Annotated in this window: 13 protein-coding genes and 1 pseudogene; 9 read left to right on the top strand and 5 right to left on the bottom strand. The window is 58.5% G+C overall.

The features are described 5' to 3' along the window. The first annotated feature begins 3 nt into the window (after positions 1-3). The 4 genes from H9K75_RS23975 (at position 4) to H9K75_RS13900 (ending at position 6257) form a co-directional block, all read left to right on the top strand. Positions 4-2295, top strand: coding sequence for a hypothetical protein (locus tag H9K75_RS23975; protein ID WP_226858191.1), 2292 nt, complete (start codon positions 4-6; stop codon positions 2293-2295). Continuing rightward, on the top strand, positions 2292-5048 hold the full coding sequence (locus H9K75_RS13910; protein ID WP_226858189.1) for a pilus assembly protein: 2757 nt from the start codon (positions 2292-2294) through the stop codon (positions 5046-5048). Before H9K75_RS23975 ends, H9K75_RS13910 begins: the two co-directional genes overlap by 4 nt. A gap of 89 nt (positions 5049-5137) precedes the next feature. Next, positions 5138-5539: a type IV pilin protein gene (locus H9K75_RS13905; RefSeq protein WP_319016822.1), complete on the top strand. Its 402-nt coding sequence runs from the start codon at positions 5138-5140 to the stop codon at positions 5537-5539. Positions 5540-5642: 103 nt separating this feature from the next. Further along, on the top strand, positions 5643-6257 hold the full coding sequence (locus tag H9K75_RS13900) for a LysE family translocator (protein ID WP_187723116.1): 615 nt from the start codon (positions 5643-5645) through the stop codon (positions 6255-6257). Between the two features lie 42 nt (positions 6258-6299). Here H9K75_RS13900 and H9K75_RS13895 read toward each other — a convergent pair whose 3' ends face one another. From H9K75_RS13895 to dnaA, 5 genes and pseudogenes are all read right to left on the bottom strand, one after another. Continuing rightward, positions 6300-6734: a hypothetical protein gene (locus H9K75_RS13895; protein ID WP_187723115.1), complete on the bottom strand. Its 435-nt coding sequence runs from the start codon at positions 6732-6734 to the stop codon at positions 6300-6302. A 79-nt stretch (positions 6735-6813) separates the two neighbouring features. After that, positions 6814-7398 carry a hypothetical protein gene (locus H9K75_RS13890; RefSeq protein WP_187723114.1) on the bottom strand — a complete coding sequence of 195 codons (585 nt, stop codon included), beginning with the start codon at positions 7396-7398 and terminating at the stop codon, positions 6814-6816. Positions 7399-7799: 401 nt separating this feature from the next. After that, positions 7800-10409: a DNA topoisomerase (ATP-hydrolyzing) subunit B gene (gene gyrB / locus H9K75_RS13885; RefSeq protein WP_187723113.1), complete on the bottom strand. Its 2610-nt coding sequence runs from the start codon at positions 10407-10409 to the stop codon at positions 7800-7802. A 186-nt stretch (positions 10410-10595) separates the two neighbouring features. Next, positions 10596-11701, bottom strand: a pseudogene (dnaN, locus tag H9K75_RS13880) (DNA polymerase III subunit beta). 153 nt (positions 11702-11854) lie between these two features. Beyond that, a complete protein-coding gene (gene dnaA, locus H9K75_RS13875) occupies positions 11855-13279 on the bottom strand; it encodes a chromosomal replication initiator protein DnaA (protein WP_187723112.1) in 1425 nt (474 codons plus the stop codon). A gap of 436 nt (positions 13280-13715) precedes the next feature. On the opposite strand from dnaA, the gene rpmH reads away from it, so the two are divergent. From rpmH to H9K75_RS13850, 5 genes are all read left to right on the top strand, one after another. Further along, positions 13716-13850 carry a 50S ribosomal protein L34 gene (gene rpmH, locus H9K75_RS13870; RefSeq protein WP_005798102.1) on the top strand — a complete coding sequence of 45 codons (135 nt, stop codon included), beginning with the start codon at positions 13716-13718 and terminating at the stop codon, positions 13848-13850. 89 nt (positions 13851-13939) lie between these two features. Beyond that, a complete protein-coding gene (locus tag H9K75_RS13865) occupies positions 13940-14488 on the top strand; it encodes a ribonuclease P protein component (RefSeq protein WP_187723111.1) in 549 nt (182 codons plus the stop codon). Next, the gene (gene yidD, locus H9K75_RS13860; protein ID WP_187726044.1) at positions 14488-14784 is read left to right on the top strand and encodes a membrane protein insertion efficiency factor YidD; all 297 of its coding nucleotides are present in this window, start codon (positions 14488-14490) and stop codon (positions 14782-14784) included. The genes H9K75_RS13865 and yidD overlap by 1 nt, the downstream gene beginning before the upstream one ends. Continuing rightward, positions 14781-16475: a membrane protein insertase YidC gene (gene yidC / locus H9K75_RS13855; protein ID WP_187723110.1), complete on the top strand. Its 1695-nt coding sequence runs from the start codon at positions 14781-14783 to the stop codon at positions 16473-16475. The genes yidD and yidC overlap by 4 nt, the downstream gene beginning before the upstream one ends. A 202-nt stretch (positions 16476-16677) precedes the next feature. Next, positions 16678-18264 carry an ABC transporter substrate-binding protein gene (locus H9K75_RS13850; protein ID WP_187723109.1) on the top strand — a complete coding sequence of 529 codons (1587 nt, stop codon included), beginning with the start codon at positions 16678-16680 and terminating at the stop codon, positions 18262-18264. The last annotated feature ends 189 nt before the right edge of the window (positions 18265-18453 follow it).

Below are 18453 nucleotides of genomic sequence, written 5' to 3'. Positions count from 1 at the left end.
ATCATGATCTACGCCTCAAATTCAACCCGTCGTCCATCGGCCAGACTGGTGCATGCCGTACAGGCAACGGCCATCGTGTCGGGGGCACTGCTGCTCGGCGCCAGCCAACTCGTGCACAGCCAGGCCAACTCCGCCTTGTCGCAAACCCCGCTTTTCGTGAGCCAGGCCCTCGCGCCGCTCAATATGCTGGTGATGGGGCGAGACCACAAGCTGTACTACGAGGCATATAACGACGCTTCCGATCTGAACGGTGATGGCGTGATCGATGTAGGATACAAGCCTGACAAGATCGACTACTACGGCTACTTCAATAGCAACGTTTGCTATAACTATGACAAGTCCGAAACACTGAGCGGAAACGCTGGCATCTTCAAACCGGTGTCGGCTGCAACAGGAACCAACAAGAAGCAGTGCGCGAATGCATGGAGTGGCGATTTTCTGAACTATCTGGGTACCTCTCGGATGGATGCGATTCGCCGTGTACTCTATGGTGGCACGCGGGTGCTTGATACCAAAGGAGATGCGTCGAACGCGGGCCGTACGGTGCTGCAGGCGGCATATGTGCCCCGAGATGCGCATGCCTCGGGAAAAGCCTACGACCCTGTTCGTGACAAAGCTGTCTACCTTATCGAGAACTACACACCTTTGGTTCAGCCGGTGTTTGGTACCCGCCACTTGTTCGCGCTAACGACGCAGGGGGAAACCGCCGACAAACTCACACAAATCCGTGTGCTCAACGACACGCGCTATAAGGTTTGGGATTGGGTGTCGCAGCAGGGCAATGCGGGCCAAAACAATTGTGTCACCACAACTACCAATTGCACGTATTCTGCGGCCGTCAAAGGCTATGATGTCGTGCCTTCAGAAAGCTTCCGCAATCTGACGATTACCACATGGAACAAGCCTGCCAGCGTGGGTACACCCACCACATTGACCGCGATGAACACGATGTTCAATACGCACGCGGTGGCAGCCAATCTCTGCGGTACGGGCTCAGTCTCCGACATCGACGCCACCGGCACTGACAACAATCCGTTTGTTGTGCCTGGCCGTTGCGGTCAAGACAACTACATGACGATCATTAAAGGCCAGATTTTCATCCCCAATGCGGGCACCTACAAATTTGGTATCGACGGAGATGATGCAGTAGACGTAACCATCGGTTCCAACTCTTGGAGCTGGTACGGTGGACACGGTCAAGCTCGCGCAGATTCAACCTTCGAAGCGCATTCCAAATCGGTTTACTTCAGTACAGCCGGGTGGCAGGACATTACCTTCAGGCATATGGATGCCACTGGCGGTGATGGCTGGGGATTGGCGTGGCAATTCGATCAGCCCGCCAATGCCATTGCCGACTACAACGTTCGTGTTGAGGTCTGCCCGGGTGGAACCAGCGACGCCGCTTTGCGCGATGCGAGCTGCAAAGCCTATCCCAATACCGGTGGTCAGGTGACGTACAAGCCAACAGGGCTGTTGCACGATTTCGGGGAAACCGGAAAGATGTATTTTGGGCTGTTGACTGGCTCATATGAGAAAAACATTGCAGGCGGAATCGTGCGCCGCAATGTCGGTAACTTCGCTGACGAAGTGAATGCGCAGACGGGTCAGTTCACGTCGTTACAGGGTGTCGTCTATAACATCGACAATCAACGAGCCATTGGGTACAACGGCTCAACATGGGGTACCTGTGGCTGGATTACGGACAAGGCCATTAGCCAATTGGCAAAGCCATCCGACTGCGCTATGTGGGGAAATCCCATTAGCGAAATGATGTATGAAACCATGCGCTATTTCGGTGGCGCAAACAGTGCATTTGCTGCCTACGATTACGGTACTGGCAGTTCCACGAAGGATGCAACACTGAAATTGTCCAAACCGGCATGGGTGTCACCATACAAGAGCAAAACAGATGGTGGCGGCGGCTACGAACATTGCGCCAAACCCGTGATGACCGTGATCAGCGATATCAATCCGTCTTACGATGGAAAGGTTCCTGGCAGCCGATTCGAATCTACTGCCAACGACCTTTCGGCGCTTGGCGGGTTCGATGCCTCCAGCGAAGCGAATGGCATCGGCGCAGATGAGGGCTTGAATGGCAAAAACTTCTTCATCGGCCAGTCATCCAGCACCAATGCAGATCAGGCGCCGTCCGTCAAACAAGTGTCCGAACTATCTTGGGCGCGAGGCCTGTCCCCCAAGAGCCAAGCAAGGAAGGCACGTACTACTCTGCAGCGGTTGCACGCTTTGCGGCCAAGAACGCGGTTTTCGGAAATGCCAAGGGCAAAAACAAAATGATGACGTATTCGGTGGCGATTGCCTCTCCGCTGCCGGAAATCCGTTTTCCAGTCGGCAACGACAAGTTCATTACCATCGCACCGTTTGCCAAGTCCGTGACTGGCTACAACATTGACCCCGACAAGTTCACTCCAACGAATCAGATCGTTGATTATTACGTCGATAAAATTGCCAACACCGGGGCTTCCGACAAAGACACCAGTGTCAACGGTGGCCGACCTTACGCCGAGTTCCGTATCAACTACGAAGACGTGGAGCAGGGTGCTGACCATGACATGGACGCGATCACACGTTATGTAATCGCGCTTCAGCCAGATAACACGACGGTAAAGATCGACCTGGTTTCAGAGTTCGCAGCCGGTGGCATCGGTCAGCATATGGGTTATGTGATTTCCGGCACCACCACCGATGGCATGTACCTTGATGTGCGTGATAAAGACACGGCATCCGCTTTCTACAAATACAACACTCCGCAGGGCAGGCTCCCAGGTTTTTGCGCGCGCTCAGGTTTGACCTCTGACGATAAAAACGAGTGCACCAATCTTGGCCTGCGTTCGACTCGCTCGTTCACACCGGGTGTCGCAGATTCCGGTAGTTTCCTCAAGGATCCACTGTGGTACGCAGCCAAGTACGGAATTCCGGACCGCGATACCACCAAGATCGTAGGAAACCCGGACAACTACTTTCTGGTTACGAATGCCACGACCTTGAAAGACCAGATGACCAAGGCCTTCAACAGCATCCTGCAGAGCACGACTTCGGTGACTGCAGCGAACGTGAGCCAGACATCATCGACTCTCTCGAATGGGTCATCGATCTATAACACCACCTTTGAAGCCAACTTCTGGAGCGGCGATGTGATTCGGCGTGATCTCGCTACATCCGGCGTGACCACCCGGTGGAGTGCGGCCCAGCAACTGGCAGACAAGGGAGCAAGCGCTCGCAAGATCTTCTACGGAAGCAAGAATGCGGGCGGCGCGCCCGAGTTGGCGGAGTTCACATACCTGAATATCTCGGGGCGCGCGAATGATGCGTCGTGGATCACGACTCTCAACATCAATCCGACAACCTTGGTGCCGGATGGCAAGGCCCAGCAGCGCATCGATTTCATTCGCGGCAATGACGATAAGACGCTGCGCGAGCGTTTCAAGATCGACACCGGTAAAATCAACATACTCGGTGATATCGTGAATGCCTCTCTGGTGCGCGTTCGCGGTGGCACCTATCGCGTAGGCGCAGCAGACAAGCTCGAAGGCAGCACGAAATACCAAGCCTTTGTGACCGCGCAGGCTGCGCAGCCCGAGATGCTTTATGTTGGCTCCAACGACGGCATGCTGCACGCCTTCAACGCCAGCACGGGCGACGAAGTATTTGCGTTCATTCCCTCTTCAACGAAGGCTTCGCTCAACGTTCTGACCTCTGCAAATTACGGTACGTCCACAGGATTGGCGCATCGCTATTTCGTTGACGGCACGCCGACGGTCACAGACGTCTACTTTGGCGGCGATTGGCACAAGGTACTCGTAGGCAGCATGGGAGCGGGCGGTCGTCAGATCTTCGCACTTGATATCACCGACCCGAGCAGCCCGAAGTTGCTTTGGGAGTTCGGCGAAGCGCAGAGCTCGGATATGGGTTACTCCATGCCCCAGCCCACGATTGCTCGACTGAACGATGTGGGTGCTGTGCAAGGCAAATGGGTGGTCTTGCTGCCCAATGGCTATCAGGGACTGAACAGCGCTGCCGGCAACGCCAGCATGTTTGTTCTGGATATTTCCAACGGCAGCGTGATCCGCAAGTTTGATCTGCCCGGCGGCATGACCACCACACCGGGCGGCGGTGAGTTGAACGCGTCGTTGCCGCTCGGCAATGGTCTGTCGCGCGTTTCCGCCGTGGATAACGACAGCGATGGAAAGATCGACATGGCCTACGCGGGCGATCTGGTTGGCAACGTATGGCGTTTTGATTTCAAAAGCGGAGTCGTCACTGACTGGAATGCCAAGCTGTTCTTTGTTGCGCGCGACAAGGATATCAACGGCACGCGCCAGCCGATCACCGCCGCGCCTTATGTGATCAAGCATCCTACCGGCCCAGGTGATCTTGTAATAGTAGGTACCGGTCGCTTTGTGAGTAATGCCGACAAGGAAAGCACGCAGCAACAAACCGTTTATGGCATATGGGACCGTTACAGCGCCAAAGGGGCAACTACGCCAGCGACGCTGCCAACCGCCAGCAAGAATCGCGGCGATCTGCATGCGCAGACATTCACCGGTATCGCGAATAGCGATCCCAACAAGCCGTCCACCAATTTCGAGCTCACAGGCGGCGCGGTCACGTGGTACAAAACCGGTAGCGGCACCACGGATGCGGATGTTTCCAAGTGGGGCTGGGTTGTGAACCTTCCGCGCGCAGGTGAGAAGGTGGTGTATGACATGACGTTGTACGGCAAAAGCCTGATCTTCACGTCGTTGCGTACTTCGGAAGATCCGTGTAAGGCCGACATTGCTGGCACCATCTATGCCATCGATCCTAACGACGGCGGCAAGACCGACCATACGGCGTTCGACATGAACAACGATGGCAAGTTCACTACTGCTGACCAGATCAGCAGCAAGGATGTCAACGGGACCGAGTTTGATCCCGGTAAAGTGACGGCAGCCGGTGGTCAGGCGGTTACTCCAGGCGGTAATGATTCCCTGGGCATCAACGACGGTCTAGACCGTGGCCGCCAAAGCTGGCGTCGTCAGTTGCAGTGACAGAAAAACGTATGCAATGGCAGCGGCTTCGACGCGTCGTCGGGGTCGTCTGCGTGCGGGTGGGAAAAGCAAGGTGCAAGGAGAACTCAGTGCGCGCTAAGGAACAGGGATTCACACTGATCGAATTAATGATCACAGTTGCCGTCGTCGGCATTCTGGCTGCGATTGCATTTCCCTCGTATCAGGAATATGTGATGCGCTCTCGTAGAGTGGAGGGCCAGAAAATGCTCATGGAGGCAGCAGCACGGCAGGAGCGTTGGCGTGCCCAGAATGGCTCATATGCAGACGAAGTGCCCAAACTCAATATACCGAGCAAATCCGAAAACGGGTACTACACGCTCACCGTTGAAACGCCAGTAGCTGGCGACGGCGGCTATACACTGACCGCGAAACCGGAGAGCATTCAAGCAAAAGACAAGTGCGGCACATACAAACTCACGGCCTCTGGCACCAAGAGTGCAAGTGGAACAGCGACCAATTGCTGGCGGTGATCGGTCGGCGCGGACGTAAATCAACTGCGTGGTGCGCGGGCTTCGCAAAAGTGCTCGCGGGGAATCGTTCCAGATCGACCCATGTCTACACAGAAGTACACACATGATCACCTTTGAATTTCTCATCACCTCGCTGATCGTCGTCCTCATTCCCGGCACAGGCGTGATCTACACCGTTTCGGCAGGGCTCGCGCAGGGCCGCAAGGCGAGTATCTTTGCTGCGCTCGGTTGCACGCTGGGAATCGTGCCGCATCTGTTGGCCACCGTGCTCGGCCTCGCTGCCGTCATGCACACCAGCGCGCTTGCATTCCAGGTGCTCAAATATGCGGGCGTTGCCTATCTTTTGTACGTTGCAGTCATGACATGGCGTGGCAGGTCTGCGTTCGCCGTGGATGGAGCCATGTCCAGAACCAACGCGTTGGGCCTGGTGACCAAGGCGTTTTTGCTGAACATCCTTAATCCCAAACTCACGATCTTCTTTCTGGCGTTTCTGCCGCAGTTCGTTGCACCTCAATCACCGCATCCACTCGCCCATCTGTTGATGCTTAGCGGCGTGTTCATGCTCATGACCTTTGCAGTGTTCGTCGTGTACGGATTCATCGCGCACTCGTTTCGCAAGTTCGTCATTGAATCCACCGCAGTGCAGCGCTGGTTGCGCTACGGCTTCGCGTCGGCATTCGCGGGACTGGGTTTGAAGCTGGCCCTTACGGATCGGTGAACTTGTAATTTGCTGGCCCGTCACTCATGCATGGGTTATTTGCTACTCGTGCCACAACGCAACTACGCCCATCAGGTGCAGCAAGCCTATCAATCCGCAAATCGCTGACGACACCAGCCAGAAGCGCATTGAGTTGCCGGGATGTTTGTTGATCACGAACGGGAACGCGACGGCTCGCGCTAGATAGATGCCTGTAATCAGCGTGAGGACGATCCTGGTGAAGGGCAAATCAAACAGGATTCCCGCGCCGGAAAGTGCATAGGCCGACCAGGAAAACAAAACCGCCGCGATGGCAAGCGTCAGCAAATGGGGCTGGATATCCCCGGCTTCTACTCTGCGCGCAATGCGCTCGCCTGCACCGAGCAAGCGATAGGCAGGAGCGCCGACCCCAATACATACCAAATGCGCGACGGCAGCCGCTGCGCTTGACGCCGCTCCAATGATCAAGCCGCATTGCCCCCAGTTGGACAGAGTCATGAACCTCTCCTTTGTCAGGCACCTAAAGTCTGCGTTCGATCTGATTTTTGAATCAGACAGCCGTCGCCGAGGGCATTCATCACCGCAAGCTGCCGATCAAGCCCAGAAGACTGATGGGCAGGAACAATGCCCATTGAGCGAATTGCAGCGGCGGAAGGCGGAAAATGGCAATCATGCCTACGCTCCAGGCGGCAAACAGCGCCGCCAAAGCTGTGGCAAGCAAGGCGACATCATTTCCGCTGGCCGCTAAGCACGAATACGCAAATGCGACCGCCAGTCCCGCAATCACAATGGTCACCAGATGCCAGCAGTAGTAGTTGGTGAATTTTGCAATCGGATCGAGTTCCGAGGACTTTAGCAGCGGTCCAGCGGCCTCCTTACCGCCCATGAACACATGCAGTCCACAGGTGACGGCTGATACAAGCGAAGCTGCGGCAAGCCATAAATTCATGAAAATTCTCCGCACAGAAAAAGACCATATCAGGTTTTGGTGACACAATTGTGCGGACACGTGATTGAGGCCTTTGCTGCCTTCGGCTTGGGGTAGGGCACGCGATCTTTGTAGAGCGCCAACGCCAATCGCCCACAGCAGCTGACTATGCAAATTTTGATCGGTTTGGCTGGACTCGCGAGACGCGCCTCCACGGTGGCGCGTGCCGGTCATTACTTGATGCTAGCCATTTGTTTCATATTGAATTCATTTCAGCGAACTAGCGAATGTCCGCCAGATAGATCTGACGATTCAGAATCAACTCTCTGCCGCTGCCATGCTCCGTCAAGATTCGGTCAATTTTGCTGAGCACTTCTTCGGTTAATTCGCTGATATCCGCATCAACTTTGTCTGCGATGAGTGGTATGCCGCATCATTGGGAGCATCTAGTCGCGATATAGGGTCGGCAGCCATGACCGAAAGGCAGGCAAACGCTGCTTAGCTTCATAGGTTGACCGCAGCGGAGAATGGAAAAAGAGCCCGGATTGTGCCGGGCGCTTTTTCACTAGCTGCGTCGGTAGTTTTTCACCAATTTGGCACAGTGTTCACTGTCAAACGAAAGAGACAAACAAACCTCAAACATCAATATTCCCCGCCCTCAACGCATTGGTCTCAATGAAATCCCGGCGCGGTTCGACTTCGTCGCCCATGAGCATCGTGAACACCCGGTCCGCTTCGATGGCGTCGTCGATCTGTACGCGCAACAGGCGGCGGACGGCGGGGTCCATGGTGGTTTCCCAGAGTTGTTCGGGGTTCATTTCGCCGAGGCCCTTGTAGCGTTGGCGGGCGGTGGTGCGTTCGGCTTCGGAGATGAGCCATTGCATTGCGCTGCGGAAGTCGGTGATCTTTTCTTCCTTGGCTTTTTCGCCTTCGCCGCGCGTGGCCTTGGCGCCTTCGCCGATCAGGCTGCGGAAGAGGTGGGCTTCTTCCGAGAGGGCGGCGTAGTCGGCGCCGTTCACGAAATCCTGCGTGATGATGCTGCTCTTGACGTTGCCGTGGTGGTGGCGGCTGATGCGCAGGATGGGTTTGTCGGTGCGGGTATCGAATTCGCCTGCGACGTCGGCGGGCACGCCGTTGAGATTGAGTTCGCGCAGCTTGAGTTGCAGTTGCACGGCGCTGGCTTCGGCGTCCTGCACGGTGTCGAGCTTGATTTCGACGCCGTCCGCAATGGCGCGCAGGGCTTCTGCGTCCATGAAGTTGGACAGGCGGTCGATCACGTGTTCGGCGTGCTGGTGTTTCTTCGCGAAGTCGGCGAGTTCCTCGCCTTGCAGCACGCGTGAGTCCGCGCCGCCAGTGCTGATGGAGGCGTTGTTGAGCGCCACGCGCAGCAAAAAGGTGTCGAGCGCGAGTGCGTCTTTCAGGTACAGCTCTTCCTTGCCGTTCTTGACCTTGTAGAGCGGCGGTTGGGCGATGTAGATGTGGCCGCGTTCGACCAGCTCGGGCATCTGTCGGTAAAAGAAGGTGAGCAGCAGGGTGCGAATGTGCGCGCCGTCGACGTCGGCGTCGGTCATGATGATGATGCGGTGATAGCGCAGCTTGTTCGGGTCGAAATCGTCCGATGCGCTCTTGCCGCTTTCCGCGCTGGCCTTGCCGATGCCGGTGCCGAGCGCGGTGATCAGCGTGATGATTTCATTGCTGGACAGGAGCTTTTCATAACGCGCCTTTTCGACGTTCAGGATCTTGCCGCGCAGCGGCAGGATGGCCTGGAACTTGCGGTCGCGGCCTTGCTTGGCGGAGCCGCCGGCGGAGTCGCCCTCGACGATGTAGATTTCGCAGAGCGCCGGATCTTTTTCCTGGCAATCGGCGAGCTTGCCGGGCAGGCCCATGCCGTCGAGCACGCCCTTGCGGCGCGTCATTTCGCGGGCCTTGCGTGCGGCCTCGCGGGCACGGGCGGCTTCGACGATCTTGCCGCAGAGAATCTTGGCGTCGTTGGGTTTTTCTTCGAGGTAGTCGGTGAGCGCCTTGGCGACGATGTCCTCCACCGGCGCGCGCACCTCGGAGCTGACCAGCTTGTCCTTGGTCTGGCTCGAGAACTTGGGCTCGGGCACCTTCACCGACAGCACGGCGCACAGGCCTTCGCGCATGTCGTCGCCGGAGACTTCGACCTTGGCCTTCTTGGCGAATTCGTTCTGCTCGATGTATTTGCCGATCACGCGCGTCATCGCGGCGCGCAGGCCCGTCAGGTGGGTGCCGCCGTCACGTTGCGGGATGTTGTTGGTGAAGCACAGAACCTGTTCGCCGTAGCTCTCGTTCCACTGCATGGCCACTTCGACACCGATTTCGGTGCCGGGAATGCCGCCGTAGGTTTCTGCGGGGCGCGAGCCGATGGCGTGGAAGGCCGTGGGATGCAGCACCTTCTTGGTGCCGTTGATGTATTCGACGAAGCCCTTGACGCCGCCAGCGCCCGAGAAATCGTCTTCCTTGCCGTTGCGTTCGTCGACCAGGCGAATGCGCACGCCATTGTTCAGGAACGACAACTCGCGCAGGCGCTTGGCGAGGATTTCGTAGTGGAAATCGTAGTTCTCCTTGAAGATCTCGGTGTCGGGCAGGAAGCGCACTTCGGTGCCGCGCTTTTCCGTCGGGCCGACGATTTTCATTGGCGAGATTTCAACGCCACCCACGACCTCGATGATGCGGTCCTGTACGTGGCCGCGCGAGAAGTCGATCTGGTGGATCTGGCCGTCGCGGCGCACCACGAGCTTGAGCGTCACGGACAGCGCGTTCACGCAGGAAACGCCCACGCCGTGCAGGCCGCCTGAGACCTTGTAGCTGTTCTGGTTGAACTTGCCGCCGGCGTGCAGTTCGGTCAGCGCGATTTCGGCGGCCGAGCGCTTGGGCTCGTGCTTGTCGTCCATCTTCACGCCCGTGGGAATGCCACGACCGTTGTCGATCACGCTGATGGAATTGTCGGTGTGGATGGTGACGACGATGTCGTCGCAGAAACCGGCGAGCGCTTCGTCGATGGAGTTGTCCACCACTTCGAAGACCAGGTGGTGCAGGCCGGTGCCGTCGGAGGTGTCGCCGATGTACATGCCGGGGCGCTTGCGCACGGCCTCCAGGCCCTCGAGGATCTGGATCGCGCCTTCGCCGTAACCTTCGCTTGCGGATGCGGAAGGCGTGGGAGCTGCGCCGCCCTGGTTTGCGGTCGGCTCTTCGGGGGTGGGCTGCGTGTTCTCTGCGGTCATGGAGGAATGCTTTCTTCTCTCGATCAACCAGTCGTTTTCCTGTGTGGAACAGGGCAACTGGCATTAACAATCTGTCGATATTTCAGTCAATCAAATGATCAAATGGCTGCCATTGCTCAAAAAACAAGCAATGGCAGCCTTGAGGTATTGATCGGATGATCAGTGCGTCAATGGGTGTTCCTGCAATCAGATGCGCATGGGCATCACGACGTACTTGAAGTGGTCGTTTTCGGGATGGTGAGCAGGGCGGAGCTGTTGTTGTCCGACAGCTCCACCTTGACCATGTCTTGGCTCATATTGGTGAGCGCGTCGATCAGATAGCTCACGTTGAAGCCGATCTCGATGGCGTCGCCACCGTAGTCGATGTCGAGTTCGTCCACGGCCTCTTCCTGCTCGGCGTTGTTGGACGCCACGCGCAGCAGGCCGGGTTCGAGGTTCAGGCGAACGCCCTTGAACTTGTCGCTGGTCATGATGGCCGTGCGCTGCAGGCTGGACAGCAGCGGCGCGCGACCCAGCGTGATGCTGTTCTTGTGATTCTTGGGAATCACGCGGTTGTAGTCGGGGAACTTGCCTTCGACGAGCTTGGTCACGAACTCCATGCCGCCGAACGAAAACTTCGCCTGGTTGTTGGCGAACTGCATCTCGATGGCGCCGTCGGCGTCGGACAGCAGGCGCTGCAACTCCAGCACGGTCTTGCGCGGCAGGATCACTTCCTGCTTGGGCACTTCGACGTCGAGCGTGGCGCTCGAGAACGCGAGGCGGTGACCATCGGTGGCCACCAGGCTCAGCGTGTTGCCCTCGGCCACGAACAGGATGCCGTTCAAATAGTAGCGGATGTCCTGTACTGCCATGGCGAACGACACCTGGCTCATCAGATTCTTGAGCACCTTCTGCGGCACGCTGAATGCCGGGCCGAAACCGGCGGCTTCCTGCACCAGCGGAAAGTCTTCGGCGGGCAGCGACTGCAGCGTGAAGCGGCTCTTGCCGCCCTTGAGGATCAGCTTGTTCTGGCTCGTCTCCAGACTCACGGTCTGGTCCGAGGGCATGGTCTTGAGGATGTCGATCACCTTGCGCGCACCCACGGTGGTGGTGAATTCGCCGGTGTCGCCGCCCAGCTCGGCGGTCGTGCGGATCTGGATTTCCAGGTCGCTGGTGGTGAGCTGCAAGGCATTTCCTGTCTTGCGGATCAGCACATTGGCCAGGATGGGCAGGGTGTGGCGGCGCTCGACGATGCCGGACACCGATTGCAGAACTGCGAGGACCTTGTCTTGTGTTGCCTTCAGGACAATCATGTCTTCAACCTTGGTTGGTTTTTGAATGCGGAAAACGAAAGAGGGCGGTTGCGTGTCGGGGCTTGCTCCCTCTCAAGAGCCCGGCCCTTTCGCCCAACACGGCATTTTGCCTGTGATCTGAAACAAAATTCATGGCAAATCATCACGAAACGACTAGCCTTTGAGCGTCTGCTCTAGGACATGCAGTTGCTGATTGAGTTCGGTCAGCTGTTGACGCTCACCCGCAATCTTGCGCACCGCATGCAGCACCGTCGTATGGTCACGCCCGCCGAACAGCTCGCCGATCTCGGGCAGGCTCTTCTGCGTGAGTTCCTTGGCCAGGTACATCGCAATCTGGCGCGGGCGGGCGATGCTCGCGGGGCGCTTCTTGCTGTACATGTCGGCGACCTTGATCTTGTAGTAGTCGGCCACGGTCTTCTGGATGTTCTCCACCGAGATCTGGCGATTCTGGATGCTCAGCAGATCGCGCAACGCCTCGCGCGCCAACTGGATCGACACTTCCTTCTGGTTGAAGCGCGAATAGGCGAGGATCTTGCGCAGCGCGCCCTCGAGTTCGCGCACGTTGGAGCGCACGTTCTTGGCAACGAAGAACGCCACTTCCTCGGGCATGTCGGCGTTCTCGACGCGGGCCTTGTTGATCAGGATCGCCACGCGCATTTCGAGTTCGGGCGGCTCGATGGCCACCGTGAGGCCCGAATCGAAGCGCGAGACCAGGCGCTCGTGGATGTTGGCCAGACCCTTGGGGTAGGTGTCCGACGTCATCACGATGTGGCTCTTCTTGGCAAGCAGCGCCTCAAACGCGTTGAAGAATTCTTCCTGCGTACGGTCCTTGTTCGCAAAGAATTGCAAGTCATCGATGAGCAGCAAATCAAGCGAGTGGTAGCGCGCCTTGAAATCGTCGAAGGTGCGGCGCTGGTAGGCCTTAACCACATCCGACACGAATTGCTCCGCATGGATGTAGAGAACTTTGGCGTCAGGCTTGTCGGCCAGCAACCGGTTGCCCACGGCATGCACCAGATGGGTCTTGCCCAGGCCGACGCCGCCATAGATGAACAGCGGGTTGTAGAGATGGCCGGGAGACGCGGCCACGTGCATGGCGGCGGAGCGTGCCATGCGGTTGGCGGTACCCTCGACCAGCGAGTCGAAGGTGAGGGCCGGATTGAGGCGCGAGCGGAACGGCCCGGAGCCATTGTCCTCGGGCGCGGCGGAGGTGGGTTCGGGCGCTGTGACGGTTTCCTTTTCAGCCACGGGCTGAGGTGGAACGTATTTGCGTACAACGCTTTCCCGCTGAGCGAGCGCTAACTCCAGTGGAATCGGCTGGCCATAGAGACCTTCGAGAATCGCCGCGATACGCCCTGCGTACTGCGCGCGAATCCAGTCGAGTTTGAAGCGGTTGGCCACGTACAGCGTGACCTTGGAGAGATCGGGCGCCACCTTGGCGGCCAGCGGTTTGATCCAGGTGTTGAACTGCAGCTCGGGCAGCTCCTGCGCGAGCTGCTCCACGCATGCCTGCCACAGGCCTTGTCCGGCATCCGAGCCGGATTCGTCGTGGGCGGTGTTGGAGGGTTCCTCGATCATTTCAGGGGGAATTCTAATTGTGGATAGGAGGAACGTTGACGGGTTGCCATTGTACCTTCGGGAATAGTTATCCACAATTTTTCCGCAATATCGGCCTCACATCGTCGCGCACTTTTTCGGGCATGCCCGGCGAAGCGTCGGTGTAACCGGCGATGCCCGGGGATTGCAAGAATTTTCCAAGCCTGCAATAATCTCGGGTTTCCCTGAACCTGTTCAGGGTGATCCAGCCCGGGTGGGCCATTTTTTCATCCTTTTTCATCCATGTGTACGCGTAAAGAACGCCTACATATGAGTGCGGAGTGCAATTGAGCAGTTGCTGGGCAATTGTTCGTTTCTCCGTCTTTTGGGTGCCTGATGGTTTTTCCGGGAACGTCTGGCGGGCTGATCGGCCGATCGAAGCCGGGCCTGTAACCGAACTATCAAGGAATTTTTGATCATGAAACGCACTTACCAGCCATCCAAGACCCGCCGCGCACGCACCCACGGCTTCCTGGTCCGCATGAAGACCCGTGGCGGCCGCGCCGTCATCAACGCTCGCCGCGCCAAGGGCCGCAAGCGTCTGGCTGTCTAAGGTCTTGCTGACTGGCGGGCCTCGTCACTCATGACCGCAGGCTCCGGTTGCAACACCTTTCCTGCGCGCAGGGCGTTTTTGTGGCGCTTATGCATCGGTTGAAAACCCGCCCGCAGTTTCAGGCTGCCATGGCGGGTGGAACTGTTTCCAGAACCCCGCATTTTGCCCTGCACCGCCTGGGACTGATGCCCGTTGCCTTGGACACAGCGTCAGCCAGCGCCGATGGGGTGGCTTCCGCCCCGGTTCCGGCAGAGCAGAAAAGCGATGGGTCTGGCCGCGCGCCGCAGGAGCAGCACGTGGCCCAGGCCCTGTTCGCGCTTGCAGGTGGCGAGGTCAGCGAGCCGTGGCTCGGTGCGATGGTGCCCAAACGCTGGGCCCGCCGCGCCGTCACGCGCAACGCCATCAAGCGCCAGATCTATGCCGCAGGTGCCGCCTTCGAGCAGCAGTTGCCGATGGCCGCGCATGTGGTGCGTCTGCGTTCGACATTCGACCGCAAGCAATTCCCGAGCGCCACGTCCGACGCCTTGCGGCTGGCGGTGCGCAAGGAACTCGAGCAATTGTTCACCTACGCCCTGAGTCCACAGTCCCCCAAGGCGAAGGCCGGCGACAAAACCCCTGGCAAGGACGCACGACCATGATCGTGCGTAATACGCTCATGGGGATGGTTCGTGCCTATCGGTTGTTGCTTAGCCCTTGGTTGGGCTCAGCTTGCCGTTTTGAGCCGACGTGTTCGGTTTATGCTCTCGAGGCTCTCGAAAAACATGGCGCAGCAGGCGGCAGCTATCTGACGATCTGCCGGCTGGCGCGCTGTCATCCCTGGTGTGACGGAGGCCACGACCCCGTACCGCAGGAGCCGCCGCGCGCGACGCGGCTGTTTTCTCGGCACATGGCCTCCTCCTCTTCATCCGATTCCTCTTCAACGAAGACTTCATGAACGATATTCGCCGCACCATACTGTGGGTGATATTTGCCTTCTCGCTGGTTCTCCTGTGGGACAAGTGGCAAGTACATAACGGCCACAAGGCCACCTTCTTCCCCGTGCCCGAGCAAAAGGCCGCGCAGCCCGCAGGCGCGGCTGCTTCGGCCGACGCCAGCGTGCCCACGGCATCGGCCGCAGTGGGCAGCGGCGCTGCCGATGTTCCGGGCGCGACGCCCGCACCGGCGGCTGCGGTGGCGGCGCCGCGCCAGGACGTGGTGATCACCAGCGACGTGCTGCGGTTGACGTTCGACAGCGAAGGCGGCTCGCTCAAGCACGCCGAGCTGCTCCAGTATTTCGACAAGTCCGAGCCGCCCAGGCCCGTGGTGCTGTTCGACGATTCGGCCACGCACAAGTATCTCGGACAGACCGGCCTGATCGGCGGTACTTTCCCGACACACAAGACCGCGATGACCGTGCAGCCCGGCGAGCGCGAACTCAAGGACGGCCAGGACTCGGTGCAGGTGCGCTTTGAGTCCGCGGAAGTCGGCGGTGTGAAGCTCGTCAAGACCTACACCATCAAGCGCGGTGCCTATGACGTGACCGTGCAGCACGACGTGGTCAACAACAGCGCCGCCGCCGTCAATCCGCGCCTTTACATGCAGTTGGTGCGTGATGGTTCGGAGTCCGGCGACCAGACGCCTTTCTACTCGACGTTCACCGGCCCGGCCGTGTACACACCCGAGAAGAAGTACCAGAAGGTCACGTTCAAGGACATCGAGAACAACAAGGTCAGCGTGGAGAAGACCTCCAACTCCGGCTACGTGGCCATGGTGCAGCACTACTTCGCCAGCGCTTGGCTGTTGCCGGACGACACCCAGCGCGAAAACTTCGTGAACAAGGTCGGCCCCAACCTCTACGCCGCAGGCGTGATCACGCCGGTCGGCACGGTGGCTCCGGGCCAGACCAAGTCGGTGAGCGCGCGTCTCTTTGCCGGCCCGCAGATCGAACCCATGCTTGAGGCCGAAGCGCCGGGTCTCGAACTGGTCAAGGACTATGGCTGGTTGACGATTCTGGCCAAGCCGCTCTACTGGCTGCTGTCCAAGCTGCACGGCTTCATCGGCAACTGGGGCTGGTCCATTGTCGCGCTGGTGCTGCTTTTGAAGATTGCGTTCTACTGGTTCAACGCCAAGGCCTACTCGTCGATGGCCAAGATGAAGGCCATCAATCCGCGCATTCAGGAAATGCGCGAGCGCCTCAAGGACAAGCCGCAGCAGATGCAGCAGGAGATGATGCGCATCTACCGCGAGGAAAAGGTCAATCCGATGGGCGGCTGCCTGCCGATCCTGATCCAGATGCCGGTGTTCATGGCGCTGTACTGGGTGCTGCAATCGAGCGTGGAAATCCGCAATGCACCGTGGATCGGCTGGATTCACGATCTGTCGGTTCCCGATCCGTACTTCATCCTGCCGCTTCTGATGACGCTGTCGTCGCTGCTGCAAACCGCGCTGAACCCCGCGCCGCCGGACCCGATGCAGGCCAAGCTCATGTGGATCATGCCGCTGATGTTCTCGGTGATGTTCTTCTTCTTCCCGGCCGGCCTCGTGCTGTACTGGCTGACGAACAACATTCTGTCCATCGCACAGCAGTGGATCATCAACACCCGCATGGGGGTTCCGCCGCAATTCAATCTGCCGAAGTTCAAATAGCGGCACGGCACGGTGGACGCTCGCCTGCTTTGAGCGTTTATCCCTAGCTAAATCGCACAACGGCCGCTACGCGGCCGTTGTCGTTTTCGGTAGCATCCCTAGTTCTTTGTTCCATCGTTTTGCGGGCACGACTTTTGCGAGCGAGGTACATCGTCCAGTTCATGGACATATGACTTAACCCATTCAGTCAGGAGTCAGGGATATGAATCCACGAGCGAGTTTCAAGCGCGGCGCATTGGCTGCGGCCATGCTGTTCACCATGGCCGCCACGGCCAGTGCCGTCACCTTGCGCACCGCCGGTGCGAACGACGTTCTCACCACCGACCCGATGGCGCAGAACCATCAGACCACGCACTCCTACATGCAGCAGGTCTACGAAAGCCTGGTGCGCTACGACGACAAATACCAGACCGTTCCGGCGCTGGCCACCAAGTGGACGCAGATGTCCCCCACCCAGGTGCGCTTCGAGCTGCGCAAGGGCGTGAAATTCCATGATGGTGCGCCGTTCACCGCTGACGACGTGATCTTCTCGCTGACGCGTGCGGGCACCAAGCCATCGAACATGATTGCCTCGGTGGCGAGCATTCAGGAGATGAAGAAGATCGACGACTTCACCGTCGACCTGATCCTCAAGGGTCCCAACCCGACGCTGCTGCGTGACCTGACCGAGGCCCGCATCATGAACAAGGCCTGGGCCGAGAAGAACAATTCCGTCAAGTCGCAGGACTATGCGAGCAAGGAAGAAAATTTCGCCTCGCGTAACGCCAATGGCACCGGGCCTTTCCAGCTCGTGAGCTGGCAGCCGGACGTAAAGCTGACGCTCAAGAAAAACCCGAACTGGTGGGACAAGCCCAAGGGCAACATCGATGAGGTGGTGTTCACACCCATCAAGTCGGCCGCCACGCGCTCTGCCGCGCTGATCTCCGGACAGGTCGATTTCGTCGTCGATCCGCCACCGCAGGATCTGGCGCGGATGAAGTCGAGTTCCGACATCAAGATCATCGAAGGCGCGGAAAACCGCACGATCTATCTGGGTCTCGACCAGTTCCGTGATGAACTGCCGGGAGCCGGCACGCCCGGCAAGAATCCGCTCAAGGACAAGCGTGTGCGCCAGGCGCTGTATCAGGCCATCGACATCGCCGGTATCCACGACCGCACCATGCGCGGCCTGTCCGTCAATGCGGGCACCATGGTCGCGCCGATGGTTCACGGCTGGACCAAGGAACTCGATGCGCGCGCCGCGAAGTTCGACGTCGAGGGTGCGAAGAAGCTGCTCGCCGATGCGGGCTATCCGAATGGCTTCTCGCTGAATCTCGAATGCCCGAATGATCGCTATGTGAACGACGAAGCGATCTGCCAGGCCGTCACCGCCATGTGGACCCGCATCGGCGTGAAGACGAATCTCAAGACCGCGCCGATGTCCCAGTACGTCACGCGCGTGATGAATTCCGAAGTGAGCGCCTATCTGTTCGGCTGGGGTGTCGCCACGTTCGATTCGCTGTACTCGCTCGACGCCCTCATGTCGACCAAGGACGGCAAGGGCATTGGTACCTACAACGCCGGCCGCTTCAGCGACGCCAAGCTCGACGGCATGATCAACCAGATCAAGGTCGAGATGGACAGCGCCAAGCGCGACGCGCTGATCAACGATTCGCTCAAGCTGGTCAAGGACGAGTACTACTACCTGCCGGTCCACCACCAGATCCGCCCCTGGGCGATGCGCAAGGGCGTGACCACGCAGCACCGCGCAGACGACCGCCCGATGTTCAACTGGACGACGATGAAGTAGGCAGACGCCGTCATCGACGGAAATTTCCAAGCCCGCGCAAGCGGGCTTTTTTTGTCTTCACGCGCATGGCGAGAACGCGCGAATTCGGTGTTTCCCCTTAAGGAATGAGGCCCTGCACCTATGGAATGATCTAAAAAATTTCAATAAGATAGGCAATTGAGATTTTTTTATCAAAATCGATCAATCCAG

The organism is Diaphorobacter aerolatus, from assembly GCF_014489535.1.
GTDB classification, from domain to species: Bacteria; Pseudomonadota; Gammaproteobacteria; order Burkholderiales; family Burkholderiaceae_C; genus Diaphorobacter_A; species Diaphorobacter_A aerolatus.
This window is presented reverse-complemented; position numbering and strand designations above follow the sequence as displayed.

Bases quoted from the DNA above. Each gene is read 5' to 3' on its own strand.
- H9K75_RS23975 (WP_226858191.1), top strand. From the start codon at position 4: ATGATCTACGCCTCAAATTCAACCCGTCGTCCATCGGCCAGACTGGTG.
- H9K75_RS13910 (WP_226858189.1), top strand. From the start codon at position 2,292: ATGATGACGTATTCGGTGGCGATTGCCTCTCCGCTGCCGGAAATCCGT.
- H9K75_RS13900 (WP_187723116.1), top strand. From the start codon at position 5,643: ATGATCACCTTTGAATTTCTCATCACCTCGCTGATCGTCGTCCTCATT.
- H9K75_RS13895 (WP_187723115.1), bottom strand. From the start codon at position 6,734: ATGACTCTGTCCAACTGGGGGCAATGCGGCTTGATCATTGGAGCGGCG.
- H9K75_RS13890 (WP_187723114.1), bottom strand. From the start codon at position 7,398: ATGACCGGCACGCGCCACCGTGGAGGCGCGTCTCGCGAGTCCAGCCAA.
- gyrB (WP_187723113.1), bottom strand. From the start codon at position 10,409: ATGACCGCAGAGAACACGCAGCCCACCCCCGAAGAGCCGACCGCAAAC.
- dnaA (WP_187723112.1), bottom strand. From the start codon at position 13,279: ATGATCGAGGAACCCTCCAACACCGCCCACGACGAATCCGGCTCGGAT.
- rpmH (WP_005798102.1), top strand. From the start codon at position 13,716: ATGAAACGCACTTACCAGCCATCCAAGACCCGCCGCGCACGCACCCAC.
- H9K75_RS13865 (WP_187723111.1), top strand. From the start codon at position 13,940: ATGCATCGGTTGAAAACCCGCCCGCAGTTTCAGGCTGCCATGGCGGGT.
- yidC (WP_187723110.1), top strand. From the start codon at position 14,781: ATGAACGATATTCGCCGCACCATACTGTGGGTGATATTTGCCTTCTCG.
- H9K75_RS13850 (WP_187723109.1), top strand. From the start codon at position 16,678: ATGAATCCACGAGCGAGTTTCAAGCGCGGCGCATTGGCTGCGGCCATG.